This is a genomic window from Methylobacterium dankookense, assembly GCF_902141855.1.
Taxonomy (GTDB): Bacteria; Pseudomonadota; Alphaproteobacteria; order Rhizobiales; family Beijerinckiaceae; genus Methylobacterium; species Methylobacterium dankookense.
On record NZ_CABFVH010000019.1, the window covers coordinates 45,986 to 59,049 of the forward strand.

The following is a 13,064-nucleotide window of genomic DNA, read 5'->3' on the forward strand; positions in this document are numbered from 1 at the left end:
TTAGCTTGGATCAGGGCCCGCCGCGCATCTCAAGGCGCGGGCGGATCATAGGGAGAGATGCACGCGTGACCAGCCAGCCGTCGCTGCCGCCGCACGTACCCGATTTCGAGGCGCTGTCGCGCAACGCGGGCCTGTTCGTCGAGGCCATGGGACGCAACGTCTCGAACATGCTGAAGCCCGCGGACGGGGCGGCGGTGCCGGGCACCCCGCCCAAGGAGCTGAACGAGATGGCCCGCACGCTCGGCCTGGTGGCCGAGCGTTGGCTCTCGGACCCGCAGAAGAGCCTGGAGGCGCAGACCCGGCTGAGCGAATCCTTCGTCACCCTGTGGGGCCATACCTGGCTGCGCCTGCAGGGGCAGGAGCCGCCCCCGGTCGCCGCCCCGGAGCCGAAGGATCCGCGCTTCGCCAATGCCGAGTGGTCGACGAACCCCTATTTCGACTTCATCAAGCAGAGCTACCTGATCCTGATGCGCTGGGCCGAGGACCTCGTCGAGGAGGCCGAGGGGCTCGACGAGCGCACCCGCCACAAGGCGCAGTTCTACCTGCGCCAGATCGCCGGCGCCCTCTCGCCCTCGAACTTCGTGCTGACGAACCCCGAACTGCTCCGGCAGACGCTCACCGAGAACGGGGCGAACCTGCTGCGCGGCCTGCAGATGCTCCAGGAGGACATCGAGGCGGGCAAGGGCGCGCTGCGCGTGCGCCAGACCGATGCCACGAGCTTCGAGGTCGGCCGCAACGTCGCCGTGAGCCCCGGCGAGGTGGTGTTCCGCAACGACCTGATCGAGCTGATCCAGTACGCGCCGACCACCGAGACGGTGCTGAAGCGGCCGTTCCTGATCGTGCCGCCGTGGATCAACAAATTCTACATCCTCGACCTCAATCCGCAGAAGAGCTTCATCAAGTGGATGGTCGACCAGGGCCTGACGGTGTTCTGCATCTCCTGGGTGAACCCGGACGAGCGGCACGCGGACAAGGACTTCGAGAGCTACATGCGCGAGGGCATCGAGGCGGCCATCGACGCGATCGGCGCGGCCACCGGCGAGCGCGAGGTGTCGGCGGCAGGCTATTGCGTCGGCGGCACGCTGCTCGCCGTGACGCTCGCCTACCAGGCGGCCACCGGCAACGTGCGCATCGGGAGCGCGACCCTGCTCACCACGCAGGTCGACTTCACCCATGCGGGCGACCTCAAGGTCTTCGCCGACGAGGAGCAGATCCGGGAGGTCGAGGCGCGCATGGCCGAGCGCGGCTACCTCGAGGGCGCGCGCATGGCCAACGCCTTCAACATGCTGCGCCCCAACGACCTGATCTGGTCCTACGTGGTGAACAACTACGTGAAGGGGAAGCCGCCCTCGGCCTTCGACCTGCTCTACTGGAACGCCGACGCCACGCGCATGCCGGCGGCCAACCACTCCTTCTACCTGCGCAACTGCTACCTGGAGAACAACCTCGCCCAGGGGAAGATGGTGCTCGGCAACGTGCGCCTCGACCTGTCGAAGGTGAAGGTGCCTGTCTTCAACCTCGCCACCCGCGAGGACCACATCGCCCCGGCGCTCTCGGTCTTCGAGGGCTCGCGCCGGTTCGGCGGCCCGGTCGACTACGTGCTCGCCGGGTCGGGGCATATCGCGGGCGTGGTCAACCCGCCGGCCAAGCCGAAATACGGCTACTGGACCGGCGGTCCGGTCCAGGGGCGCCTGGAGGACTGGATCGACGCCGCGACGGAGAACAAGGGCTCGTGGTGGCCCTACTGGTTCTCGTGGATCGAGGCGCAGGCGCCGGAGCGGGTGCCCGCCCGCATCCCGGGCGCGGGCTCCCTGCCCTCTCTGGGCGCGGCGCCGGGCACCTATGTCCGGATCAAGTCCTGAGAATCCTGGATTCCAACGGTCGAGACCTTTGGCGGGTGCAGGGTGGAACCCTGCAGACGAAGCCCCGGCCCGGTATGCCGGGCCGGGGCTTCGAACCCGTGGCTGCGCGCCCCGGGACCCCGCCCAAGGGCCTCGGGCCCTTGGGGATCCCTGAGCCGGGTCGCTCAGTACTTGCGGATCAGCGGCGCGGCCTCGACGGGCCGGGCCGGCTCGCCGAACACGTAGCGGAAGCCCACCGAGACGACGTCGGCGCTGGCATCGGCGTAGCCCGCGAAGGCGAGGTTGGCGACGTTGTAATCGCGGCCCGGCCCGGAGAGGATCCGGTTGCGGTCGAGGAAGAAGTGCGAGTAGGCGAGGTTGAGCGTCAGCTTCTCGTTCCAGCGGTAGCTCGCGCCGATCGAGGCGATGTAGCGGTCGCCGTCGGGCAGGCGCACCGAGCGGTTGGCGAAGTCGATCGGCGAGACCTCGTAGGCGAAGCCGCCGCGGAGCGTCAGGCTCGGCGACCAGTCGTACTCGGCGCCGATCGAGTAGGTGAAGCCGTCCTTGTAGTCGAGCGGCAGGTTGCTCACCGGCACCCCGAGGGTGCGCGAGACGATGCCGACATTGCCGAGCCGGGTCCAGTTGTCCCACTCGAAGCCGAGATTGATGCGGGTGACCGGGTTGATCGCCTGGGTCAGGCCGACGCTGAGCTTCTCGGGCGTGTTGAGGTTCGCCGTGACCTGGCCGGCGGTGCGGGCGAGCGCCACCAGCGGCACGCCGATCGAGCCCTCGATGTCGTGGTGCACCGAGGAGCGGTAGCCGATGCCGAGCACCGTGCCGGCCCAGGGCGTGATGGTGGCGCCCGCGGTGAAGCCGACGCCCCAGGATTCGCCCTTGAGGAAGGCGCTCGGATAGGCGGTCGGCAGCAGGCCCGGGATCGGCAGGGCCTGCCGCAGGGTCAGGCGGAAATACTCGATGTTCGGGCCCGCGGCGACCGAGAGCCACTCGTTCACCTTGAAGCCGATCACCGGGTTGAAGGCGAGCGAGAAGATCCGGCTCGACCGGCCGTAGACCTCGCCGGCCCAGGTCTGGTTCGGCTTGGTCACGAGGCCGAACGGCGCGCCGGTCTGCAGGCCGATCCAGAGCCGGTCGCTGAGCTGGTAGGAGGTGGCCCCCGCCGGGACCACGGCGCCCTGCCCGATCTCGCCCGAGCCGCCGAGCGGCAGGAAGCCCGGATTGGTGCCGATCGTCGGCCGGATCTCCGACGACAGGTTGATGAAGGTAAGGTTCTGCTCCGTCACCCAGCCCGGGTTCATGGTGATGACGGCCGGGTTCCAGAACATCGAGGAGACGCCGCCGGAGCCCGACGCCGCACCCGCGAAGGAGAGGCCCTGCGCCTGCGTGCTCTGCTCGCGGATGCCGAACGCGCCGGCGCCCGCCTCGCGCGTGCCCGACCAGAGCGCCGCAGCGGCGACGCCCGCCAGCACGAGAGAACGAACCCTGACCGTCATGCTTTCCGACCCCTTCAGTTCTTTGACGGTGCTGGATTCTCGAACCCCATCCGAGCTGGCACCTTGGAAATCATTGTGGCGGGAGAGATGATATTTTGCAAGTCTCGGATATTCTGATGGAAATCCGTAAAACACCGGTACGAATAGAGTAGATCCGCAAGAGTACTGTCCTGTGCGGTGCGGTGACGGTACTGGCGAAATAGTTCACATCTGAACTTTATCGCCTCTTCTTGCCCCGGCGCTGCGCAGGAGCCCCTCGCTGTGATATTCCGGCAACAAAACGCAGGATGCCCTTCCCCGGCACCACGCCGGCCGCGCTTGCTTCGACACCGTCCTGTCGCCATGGTCCCGGCGCCAGAACACCTTCCGGGAGCGACGCGATGAAGCTGATCCGCCACGGCGCACAGGGCAATGAGAAGCCCGGCCTCGTCGACCGGAACGGAGGCTACCGCGACCTGTCGGCGATCGTCCGCGACATCGCGGGCCCGGCGCTGGCGAAGGATTCCCTCGACCGGCTGCGGATGATCGATCCCGGAAGCCTGCCGCTGCTGCCGCCCGGCACCCGGCTCGGCCCCTGCGTCGGCGGCACGCGCAACTTCATCGCCATCGGCCTGAACTTCGCCGACCACGCCGCCGAGACCGGCGCGCCGATCCCGTCGGAGCCGATCATCTTCAACAAGGCGCCCTCCTGCATCTCGGGCCCGAACGATCCGGTGATCATTCCGAAGGGCGCGGCCAAGGTCGATTGGGAGGTGGAACTCGCCGTGGTGATCGGCGCGCGGGCATCCTACGTCCACGCCAACGAGGCCCTGGATTACGTGGCCGGCGTCTGCATCTGCAACGACGTCTCCGAGCGCGAATTCCAGATGGAGCGCGGCGGCACCTGGACGAAGGGCAAGGGCTGCCCGACCTTCGGGCCGGTCGGCCCCTGGCTCGTCACCCTGGACGAGGTTCCCGACCTCAAGGACCTGCGGATGAGCCTCGACGTCGCCGGACAGAGGATGCAGTCCGGCTCGACGGCGACCATGATCTTCGACGTGCCCCAACTCGTGGCCTACACCTCGCACTTCATGATGCTGGAGCCCGGCGACATCATCACCACCGGCACGCCGCCGGGCGTCGGCCTCGGCATGAAGCCGCCGCGCTATCTCAAGCCCGGCGAGGAGATGGTCGTGCGCATCGACGGCCTCGGCGAGCAGCGCCAGACCGTGGTGGCCTTCGACGACTGGACCGCGAAGGTCGCGGCGGGCGAGCCGACGCATTGAGGCGGGGAGGCTGAAACGAGGTGTCGCGCGGCGCGAATTCGGCCGCGCGGCGTGCTCGAGCGACGAAATCTGTCATGCTGCCCCGCTCGGCCGCTTTCGTCGCGGTTCGAAAGCTCAGAAACCGTTAGTGAGTCCCGCGCATTCTGGAGATCCTCTCAACCGGGATCACCGATGCACGCTCAACGCGCCACCCTCACGGCAACGCCGGACGCGGATCCCGCGCCGCGGACCCTGCGGGACATCACTGCGCTCGTCGGCGAGGTCGGGCGCATCGCGAAGGACAAGGGCGGCGAGATCCGAAAGATCACGGGGCAGACCCGGATGCTCGCGCTGAACGCCCTGATCGAGGCCTCCCGCGCCGGTGAGCAGGGGCGCGGCTTCGCGGTGGTTGCCCAGGAGGTCCGCGAGGTCGGAGGCCGTATCGAGATCCTCGCCCGCGAACTCGAGACCCATCTCGCCGCGCGGATCGAGACGCTCAAGGAGGCGGTGTCCGCGATGGCGGGCCGGGCCCAGGAGGAGCGCCTCGTCGACCTCGCCCTGAACGCCGTCGAGCTGATCGATCGCAACCTCTACGAACGGACCTGCGACGTGCGCTGGTGGGCCACGGATGCGGCGATCGTCGCCTGCGCGGCGGAGCCGAGCGAAGCCGCCGCAGCCTACGCCACCACGCGCCTCGGCATCATCCTGTCGGCCTACACGGTCTATCTCGATCTCTGGCTCTGCGACCGCGACGGTCGCATTCTGGCGACCGGCCGTCCCGACCGCTATCCGGGGCTGAAGAACCGCACCGTGTCGGGCGAGTTCTGGTTCCGCGAGGCGCTGTCCCTGCCGGACGGCGATGCGTTCTGCTGCGCCGATGTGCGCCACGAGCCGGGCCTCGGCAACGCGCAGGTGGCGACCTACGCGGCCGGAATCTGGGATGCCGGCCGGCCCTGCGGCGTGCTGGCCATCCATTTCGACTGGGAGCCCCAGGCCCGCGCCATCGTCTCGGGCGTCCGCGTGGCACCCGAGGACAGGGCCCGGACACGGGTGATGCTGGTCGATGCCCGCCGCAGGGTGATCGCCGCCTCGGACGGGCGCGGCATCCTCAGCGAGACCGTTTCGGCCGATCCCTCCGGCCGCACGAGCGGCATCGTGTCGGCCCCCCGCGCCGTCACCGCGTTTCACCGCACCCCGGGCTACGAGACCTATCGCGGCCTCGGCTGGTACGGGATGATCGAGCAGGCGCCGGCCTGACGCCCGGATCCGCCATCCCGACGGGGTCGAACGGATTTGGTGGGAGAGGCACGGCGAGGCTTGATTTCTGCCGGCTGATTCCGCTCAAAGGCTGCATGAGCGAGACCTGCCCTCCCCGTTCGACAGAGCCCGAGTTCGGCGCGATCCGCCACGACTGGAGCGTGGCCGAGATCCGGGCGATCCACGACCTGCCGCTGCTCGACCTCGTCCACCGGGCGGGCAGCGTGCACCGGATGCACAACGACCCGGCCGACATCCAGCGGGCGAGCCTGCTCTCGATCAAGACCGGCGGCTGCCCCGAGGATTGCGCCTACTGCCCGCAATCGGCTCATCACAAGGGGACGGGCATGGCCCGCGAGCGGCTGATGCCGGTCGACGCCGTGCTGAAGGAGGCGGCTGCGGCCAAGGCCAACGGCGCCCACCGCTTCTGCATGGGCGCGGCCTGGCGCCAGCCGAAGGACGGCCCGGAATTCGACGCGGTGCTCGCCATGGTGCGGGGCGTGCGCGGCCTCGGAATGGAGGCCTGCGTGACGCTCGGCATGCTCAGCCCCTCGCAGGCCGAGCGCCTCGCCGAGGCCGGCCTCACCTCCTACAACCACAACCTCGATACCGGGCCCGACTTCTACGGCGACATCATCTCGACGCGTACCTACGACGACCGCCTGAAGACGCTGGAGAACGTGCGCGCGGCCGGGATCGGCGTCTGCTGCGGCGGCATCGTCGGCATGGGCGAGGGCGTGACCGACCGGGCGGCGATGCTGCAGGTCCTCGCCAACCACGCGCCGCATCCCGAGAGCGTGCCGATCAACGCGCTGGTCGCGGTACCGGGCACGCCCCTGGAGGAGCAGCCAGCGGTCGATCCGCTCGACCTCGTGCGCATGTGCGCCACGGCTCGCATCGTGATGCCGAAGGCGCGGGTACGCCTCAGCGCCGGACGCAAGAGCCTGACCCGCGAGGCGCAGATCCTCTGCTTCCTGGCCGGCGCCAACTCGATCTTCTACGGCGAGCGCCTGCTCACCACCGCCAACAACGAGGCGGACGAGGACGCCGCGCTGCTGCGCGACATCGGCATCACGGTCCACGCCCCCGTGCTCGCCGCGGCGGAGTAGCGCCGCGGCCCGCGCTCAGGCTGCACTCACCGGCCAGTCCGGCAGGGTCACGCGGAAGCAGGCGCCCGGCGTGCCCTCGTCGAGGGTCAGGGTGCCGCCGTTGAGGCGGATCAGTTCCGAGGCCACGGCCAGGCCGAGGCCGGTGCCGCCGGAGCGCGCCGAGCCCTTGAACGGGGCGAACAGGTGTGCCCGCGCCTTGGCCGGCAGCCCGGGGCCGTTATCGGCGACCAGGATCGTCACGGCGCCCTGCCCCTCCGCACCGTCCCGCGAGGCGGTGACCCGCACCTCGGGCGCAGCCACGCAGCGGGCCGTTTCCAGAGCCTGCACCGCATTCCGAACGAGGTTCGTCAGGGCTCGCAGGAGTTGCTCGGGGTCAACTTCGGCCTTCAGATCCGCGGGCACCTCGGCACGGATCGCGACCCGCGCTCCGGCGGCGAGGGCCGCCAGATCCTGTAGCTCCTCCAGGAGCGGAGCCAGGGTGACGCGTCGGCGTGTCGGGTGCGGCTCGCTCGCCCGTCCATAGGCCAGCGTGGCCTCGCAGAAGCGGATGGCGCGGTCGAGGGTGGCGACGAGCCGGGGCGCCACGCGCTGCACCATCGGATCGGCGGTGCCTTCGAGGCGGTCGCCGAGGAGTTGCGCGCCCGTGAGCATGTTGCGCAACTCGTGGTTGATCTTGCTCACCGAGAGGCCGAGCTCGGCCAACCGCCTCCGCTGGCGAAGCTGGTCGGCCAATCCCTGCGCCATGCGCGCCAGTGCCGTCTCGGCAAGCCCGATCTCGTCGGTGCGCCGGGAGGGACGGATCGAGCGCTCGGCGCCCTCGGGATCGTCGGCAAAGGCCGCGATGTTGCGGGTGAGGCGCGTGACCGGATGCACGATCACTACCTGCAGCACCACGAAGACGAGGCCCGCCGCCGCTGCGGCCACGATCAGCGAGGAGAGCAGCAGCCGGCTGGCGAAATCGACCATCGCCGCGCGTAAGGGGGCTTCGTCCTGAAGGATCTCGACGAGGTCGAAGCCGTCGCGGCCGTGGCCGACCACGCGGATCGGCTCGGTCACGGGGGCGACCAGCGTGCGCCAGGCCCCGCGCACCGCTTCCCAGAGGCTGACCTGGCGCAGGTCGACCGAATCGGCGACGCTGTCGGGCATCGGATCCAGGGCGAGCAGGCGCCGGGTCTCGTCGCCGCGCACCGCGATGGCCCGGGCCCCGACACCGGTGAGGAGATGGCGGGCGAGGTCGTCCGGCACGGACTGGCCCTGGCTGGCATCGAGCACCATCGCGGCCACCTGAGCGGCGGCGATCCGGTCGGAGAGCCAGGACAGGCGGTAATTCGCCACCGCCGGGACGTAGATCAGCACCTCGGCGAGCGCCACGAAGGCCACGGTGAGCAGGAACAGACGCGCGGACAGGCCGAGATGGCGGAGCGGGCTGTGCCGGGCCGGCGCCGCGGCCTCGGCCGGACGCGCCGTCCCTTCTTGCGCTCCCTCGTGCACGTTCATCTTGGCCCCGGCTGGCACGGTGTTCCCGCACCCGACTGCACTGCGCCGCCGGACCGGGGAGGATCGCGGCGGACGCCGTCTTCGTAGCCCGAGCGGCGGCAACCCGTCGAGGGGCAATCCCGGGGACACTGGATTCCCGCCAAAGTTGTTCAGTTCAAGATCCGGCTTGGGTCAAAACTAGTGGTTGTAGTTGCCCAATGTAATTCGGAGGATTCCGGCATCGCCGATTGCAGGCGCCGATACCCCTGGGCCGCCGAATTGCCGGCTCAGTTCCGGCCCCGGAAGTGGGGGGGGCGGTGGCGGAGGAGGATCGTGAACAGGGCGAATGCCGCGAGCGCACCGAGGCCGATCAGCATCTTGGGCGTCACCAGCGCACGCAATGTCAATGCTTCGTCGCATCCGAGCTCCGAGGCGGCCTGGCAGGCGGCCTTGGCGGCCTCGTGCGCGGCGACGACGTCCTCGATGCCGGCACCCGTCGCCGCGTAGACGAAGGCGCCGGGCAGGAGCCCGAGCAGGGTCGCGAGCACGAAGGTCCGCAGCGTCACCCCGAAGGCGGCGGGCGCGAGGTTCGTCATCCAGAACGGGAAGAGCGGCAGCAGGCGCAGGAAGGCGATGTAGCCGAAGGCGTCGCGGCGGAAGCCGTCGGCGAAGGCCTGGAGGCGGGGCCCCGCCACGCGCCGCAGCAGCTCGCCCCCGGGGCCGCGCCCGATCGAGAACACGATCGCCGCCCCCGTGGTCGCCGCCGCCACCGCCACGAGCGCCCCGGTGACGATCCCGAACAGGAAGCCGCAGATCATGGTGAGCATCAGCGTCGCCGGCACCGAGACGACGACCGCGCCGACATAGACGAGGTAGGCCGCCACCAGGGCGCGCCCGTAATCGGCCGCGACGAAGCCGTGCAGCCAGGCCCGCGAGGCGAGCAGCGCGTCGAGGCTGACGAGGCGGCCCGCCCCCGAGACCAGGGCGGCCAGCGAGACGCCGACCAGTACCACGAGCGGCAGGAAGCGCAGGGCGCCGCGCAGGCGCCCCCGCCTCACCGGATGGCCCGGCCCGCTCAAGCGGGCTTGCGCATGCGCAGGATCTTGAAGAACCCGCCCGGGAAGGTCGGCGCGACGCCAATGAACTCGACGCCGTTGCGCCGCGCCCAGGCCTGGATGCGCGTCGCCTTGAAGTCGGACGACCAGCCGATCTTGGTGCAGAGGGGCGCGACGATCTCCTCGACCCGGGCGACCGGGCCGGTATCCTGGCCGAAATGGTTGGCGAGCACGATCTCGCCGCCGGGCCGCAGCACGCGCAGGAATTCCGAGAGCGCGGCCTCCGGGTCCGGCACCAGGGTGATCAGGAACTGCGCCACCACCGCGTCGAAGCTCGCATCGGCGTAGCCGAGATGGCAGACGTCCATCACCTGCAGGCCGTGCACGTGGCCGAGGCCGCGCCGCCGCACCTTGGCGCGGGCGCGTTTCAGCATGTCCTCCGAGAGGTCGACGCCGCAGACGAAGGCGTCGCGCGGGTAGTAGCCGAGGGACAAGCCGGTGCCGACGCCCGCCTCGAGGATGCGCGGCCCGCAGGCCGCCGCGGCGCGCACGGCGGCGCGGGCGGCGGGTTCGGTGAGCTTGTCGTAGACCACGTCGTAGACGGGGGCCCAGCGCGCATAGGCCTTGCGCATCAGGGCCGTGCTCGGGCCCCTCACCTGCGGCTCGCTCAACATGGTCTGCGGTCGTCCTGCGCTGGAGGCCGGGGTCAGGCGGCCTGGGCGGGGTGCGCCGACACCGTGTCGACGCGGGCGATGGTGCCGCCGCCGAGCACCCGCGCGCGGGGATCCTCGTCGGCGTAGATGACGCAAGCCTGACCGGGCGAGACGCCGTCCTCGGGCGTGGCGAGGTCGACCATCAGGCTGCCCTGCGCCGCGTCGTAGGCGAGACGGGCCGGGCGCGGCTCGCGGGTCGAGCGCACGCGTACGGCCACTTCCAGCCCGTCGAGGCTCTCCACGGCCTGCGAGCCGAGCCAGTTCAGGTCGCTCAGGCGGACGCGGCCGGTGGCGAGCGCGCTGCGCGGGCCCACGACGACGCGGGCCGTCTCCGGCTCCAGCCGCACCACGTAGAGCGGCTCGCCCACCGCGAGCTTGAGGCCGCGGCGCTGGCCGATCGTGAAATGGATGATGCCCTCGTGCCGCCCGAGCACGCGGCCGCCGAGGTCGACCACCTCGCCGGGGCGCGCCGCGTCCGGGCGGAGCTTCGCGATCACGTCGCTGTAGCGGCCCTGCGGCACGAAGCAGATGTCCTGGCTGTCCGGCTTCTCGGCGATGGCGAGGCCGAGCTCGCGCGCCAGCGCCCGGGTCCGGTCCTTCGGCAGCTCGCCCAATGGGAAGCGCAGATAGGCGAGCTGCTCGGGCGTGGTCGCGTAGAGGAAGTAGCTCTGGTCGCGGGCCGGGTCGAGGGCGCGGTAGAGGCCGCGGCCCCCCTCCGGCAGCGGCCGGCTCGCCACGTAATGGCCGGTGGCCAGCGCGTCGGCGTCGAGGTCGCGGGCGAGGCCGAGCAGGTCGCGGAACTTGAGCGAGCGGTTGCACTCGACGCAGGGGATCGGCGTCTCGCCGGCGAGGTAGCTCTCGGCGAAGCGGTCGATCACGGCGTCGCGGAAGCGGTCCTCGTAGTCGAGGACGTAGTGCGGGATGCCGAGATGGGCGGCGGCCGCCCGGGCGTCGTGGATGTCGCGGCCCGCGCAGCAGGCGCCCTTGCGGTGCGTCGCGGCGCCGTGGTCGTAGAGCTGCATGGTGACGCCGACCACGTCGTAGCCATCGCGCTTCAGCAGCCCTGCGACCACGGAGGAATCGACGCCGCCGGACATGGCGACGACGATGCGCGTCTCGTGAGGGGCTTTGGGCAGGTCGAGGGAATTCATGGCCGGATCCGGCGGCCCCTCTCGCGAGGCGGGGCCGCCCGCGGGCTTCTATAGCGACTGGAACCGCCACTTTCCAGGGCAGGCGGGCGGCCATGCGCGCGGGGGCCGGCCCGGGGCCACGACCCGGCAAGTCCTGCCGCCCGGTCGGCAGCTTCCGCCGGGACGATGCCGGGCGTCGTCCGGCGCGTGCGACGTTATCCTTTTCTAATCAATGACTTGCGGCGGAATTGCCGCTGGCTCGCGCCTTGCTCCGGTGCCGTCCGAGGAGCAGGGATGCATGGCGCTCGGACACACGGCACGGATGGATGCACCGGCAAGCGCCGCGAGCCGGACGCCCGTGCGCGCGACGGCGCGCGGCACGGCCGGCTTCGCGGCCGCCCTCGACGCGACGCGCGGGGCCGAGGCCAAGCCCAAGGCCGAGCGGCCACCCGAGACCACGGCCGAGCACAGGACGATGAATCCCGAGCCGGCCGCCGCGCGTCCCACCGAGGCGCGGCGCGAGACCCGGCCCGACGCGCCCAAGCCCGCAGGGCGTCCCGCTGCCGCCCGCAGCCCGGATGGCAAGGTGCGCGCCGGCACGGCCGAGACCGTGGAGACCGCCACACAAGAGAATGAGAGCCCGGCGGGCACCGCCGCGGCTCCGCAGGCCGTGACGGCGCAGCCCGCCCCGCGGGCCGGCACCGTGCCCGACGACGGCACGGTCGCGCGGCTTGCCGGGCTCGTCCTGGACGAGGCCGGTGCGGACACGGCGGAGACGGATAAGGAGACGCCCGCAAGCGAGGCCGCGGCCCCGGCGCCGGGCGCGGTCCCGATCCTGCCGATCCTCGCGGTGCTGACGGCTCCGACTCCGGCGCCGGCCGCGGCGACCGGCACGGCGGCGACCGCCGGCATCCAGGGTGCCGGATCGCCCATATCGGGACCCTCCAGCGGTCCTGTGCCGGGCACGGCCGCAATGCCGACGGATGCCGAGGGTGCGCAGCCCGCGGCCGGCGTCGCGGATGGAATGCAGGCCCGAGCAGTCGCGTCGCTTCCCGGCGAGGGCCGGGCCGAGCGGGGCGAGCGCGCGGGCGAGGTCGCCGCCGCGGGTGACGGCTCCGCTCCGGCGGTGGCGAAGCCCGATGTCCTGGCCGCCCTCGGCAATGCCGCGCCGGGCCTCGCACCGCCCCCCGAGGCGCCGAAGACGAACCATCTCCAGGCAGCCGCCGCTGCCCAGCAGGCGGCGCCGACCCAGACGGCCGCGCCACCCGTGCCGATCGGTCAGGTGCCGATGACCATCGGCCTGCGCTCGCTCGCCGGATCGAGCCAGTTCGAGATCCGCCTCGACCCCGTCGATCTCGGGCGCATCGACGTCACGCTGGAGATCAACAAGGAGCGCGGCACCGTGTCGACCCATCTCGTGGTCGAGCGGATCGACACCCTGGCGATGCTCCAGCGCGACGCGGGCAGCCTGCAGCAGGCCCTGTCCCAGGCCGGGCTCGACGCCTCCGCCGATGGCGGCATCCGCCTGTCCCTGCGCGGGGACGGCACATCCCAGGACCAGGCGCAGGGCCAGGCCCGCGGCGACATGGGCGGCCAGGACGGGCGCGGCCGCCGGGGCGGCTGGGCCGGCGAGACGCCGGAGGCCGTCGAGATCGCGCCGCTGCGCACGCTGCGCGGCCTCGGCAGCCTCGACATCCGGATCTAGGAGGCTTGGTGATGCGCGACGAC

The 13,064-nt window shown here is 71.2% G+C and carries 10 protein-coding genes; 5 read left to right on the forward strand and 5 right to left on the reverse strand.

What is annotated here, in order from left to right; translation table 11 throughout:
- Window positions 1-65 precede the first annotated feature (65 nt).
- On the forward strand, window positions 66-1,862 hold the full coding sequence (locus tag MTDSW087_RS15460) for a PHA/PHB synthase family protein (RefSeq protein WP_144765396.1): 1,797 nt from the start codon (window positions 66-68) through the stop codon (window positions 1,860-1,862).
- A 164-nt stretch (window positions 1,863-2,026) separates the two neighbouring features.
- Here MTDSW087_RS15460 and MTDSW087_RS15465 read toward each other — a convergent pair whose 3' ends face one another.
- On the reverse strand, window positions 2,027-3,352 hold the full coding sequence (locus tag MTDSW087_RS15465) for an OmpP1/FadL family transporter (protein ID WP_144765398.1): 1,326 nt from the start codon (window positions 3,350-3,352) through the stop codon (window positions 2,027-2,029).
- A gap of 380 nt (window positions 3,353-3,732) precedes the next feature.
- Between MTDSW087_RS15465 and MTDSW087_RS15470 the strand changes: the two genes are divergently transcribed.
- The 3 genes from MTDSW087_RS15470 (at window position 3,733) to bioB (ending at window position 6,962) form a co-directional block, all read left to right on the forward strand.
- The gene (locus tag MTDSW087_RS15470) at window positions 3,733-4,617 is read left to right on the forward strand and encodes a fumarylacetoacetate hydrolase family protein (protein WP_144765400.1); all 885 of its coding nucleotides are present in this window, start codon (window positions 3,733-3,735) and stop codon (window positions 4,615-4,617) included.
- 171 nt (window positions 4,618-4,788) lie between these two features.
- Complete coding sequence (locus MTDSW087_RS31225; RefSeq protein WP_144765401.1) at window positions 4,789-5,853, forward strand: methyl-accepting chemotaxis protein; 1,065 nt, start codon at window positions 4,789-4,791, stop codon at window positions 5,851-5,853.
- Between the two features lie 95 nt (window positions 5,854-5,948).
- A complete protein-coding gene (bioB, locus tag MTDSW087_RS15480) occupies window positions 5,949-6,962 on the forward strand; it encodes a biotin synthase BioB (protein WP_144765402.1) in 1,014 nt (337 codons plus the stop codon).
- Window positions 6,963-6,977: 15 nt separating this feature from the next.
- Here bioB and MTDSW087_RS15485 read toward each other — a convergent pair whose 3' ends face one another.
- From MTDSW087_RS15485 to mnmA, 4 genes are all read right to left on the reverse strand, one after another.
- Window positions 6,978-8,459 carry a sensor histidine kinase gene (locus tag MTDSW087_RS15485; protein WP_144765405.1) on the reverse strand — a complete coding sequence of 494 codons (1,482 nt, stop codon included), beginning with the start codon at window positions 8,457-8,459 and terminating at the stop codon, window positions 6,978-6,980.
- 266 nt (window positions 8,460-8,725) lie between these two features.
- Window positions 8,726-9,496: a TVP38/TMEM64 family protein gene (locus tag MTDSW087_RS15490; RefSeq protein ID WP_238179313.1), complete on the reverse strand. Its 771-nt coding sequence runs from the start codon at window positions 9,494-9,496 to the stop codon at window positions 8,726-8,728.
- A gap of 17 nt (window positions 9,497-9,513) precedes the next feature.
- Entirely contained in the window at window positions 9,514-10,167 is a 654-nt protein-coding gene (locus MTDSW087_RS15495) for a class I SAM-dependent methyltransferase (protein WP_144765409.1), read from the reverse strand.
- Between the two features lie 32 nt (window positions 10,168-10,199).
- Entirely contained in the window at window positions 10,200-11,357 is a 1,158-nt protein-coding gene (gene mnmA, locus MTDSW087_RS15500) for a tRNA 2-thiouridine(34) synthase MnmA (protein WP_144765411.1), read from the reverse strand.
- 277 nt (window positions 11,358-11,634) lie between these two features.
- Here mnmA and MTDSW087_RS15505 point away from each other — a divergent pair, with 277 nt between their 5' ends.
- Complete coding sequence (locus tag MTDSW087_RS15505) at window positions 11,635-13,041, forward strand: flagellar hook-length control protein FliK (protein ID WP_144765413.1); 1,407 nt, start codon at window positions 11,635-11,637, stop codon at window positions 13,039-13,041.
- Window positions 13,042-13,064 lie beyond the last annotated feature (23 nt).

Bases quoted from the DNA above. Each gene is read 5' to 3' on its own strand.
- MTDSW087_RS15465 (WP_144765398.1), bottom strand. From the start codon at position 3,352: ATGACGGTCAGGGTTCGTTCTCTCGTGCTGGCGGGCGTCGCCGCTGCG.
- MTDSW087_RS15470 (WP_144765400.1), top strand. From the start codon at position 3,733: ATGAAGCTGATCCGCCACGGCGCACAGGGCAATGAGAAGCCCGGCCTC.
- MTDSW087_RS31225 (WP_144765401.1), top strand. From the start codon at position 4,789: ATGCACGCTCAACGCGCCACCCTCACGGCAACGCCGGACGCGGATCCC.
- bioB (WP_144765402.1), top strand. From the start codon at position 5,949: ATGAGCGAGACCTGCCCTCCCCGTTCGACAGAGCCCGAGTTCGGCGCG.
- MTDSW087_RS15485 (WP_144765405.1), bottom strand. From the start codon at position 8,459: ATGAACGTGCACGAGGGAGCGCAAGAAGGGACGGCGCGTCCGGCCGAG.
- MTDSW087_RS15495 (WP_144765409.1), bottom strand. From the start codon at position 10,167: ATGTTGAGCGAGCCGCAGGTGAGGGGCCCGAGCACGGCCCTGATGCGC.
- mnmA (WP_144765411.1), bottom strand. From the start codon at position 11,357: ATGAATTCCCTCGACCTGCCCAAAGCCCCTCACGAGACGCGCATCGTC.
- MTDSW087_RS15505 (WP_144765413.1), top strand. From the start codon at position 11,635: ATGGCGCTCGGACACACGGCACGGATGGATGCACCGGCAAGCGCCGCG.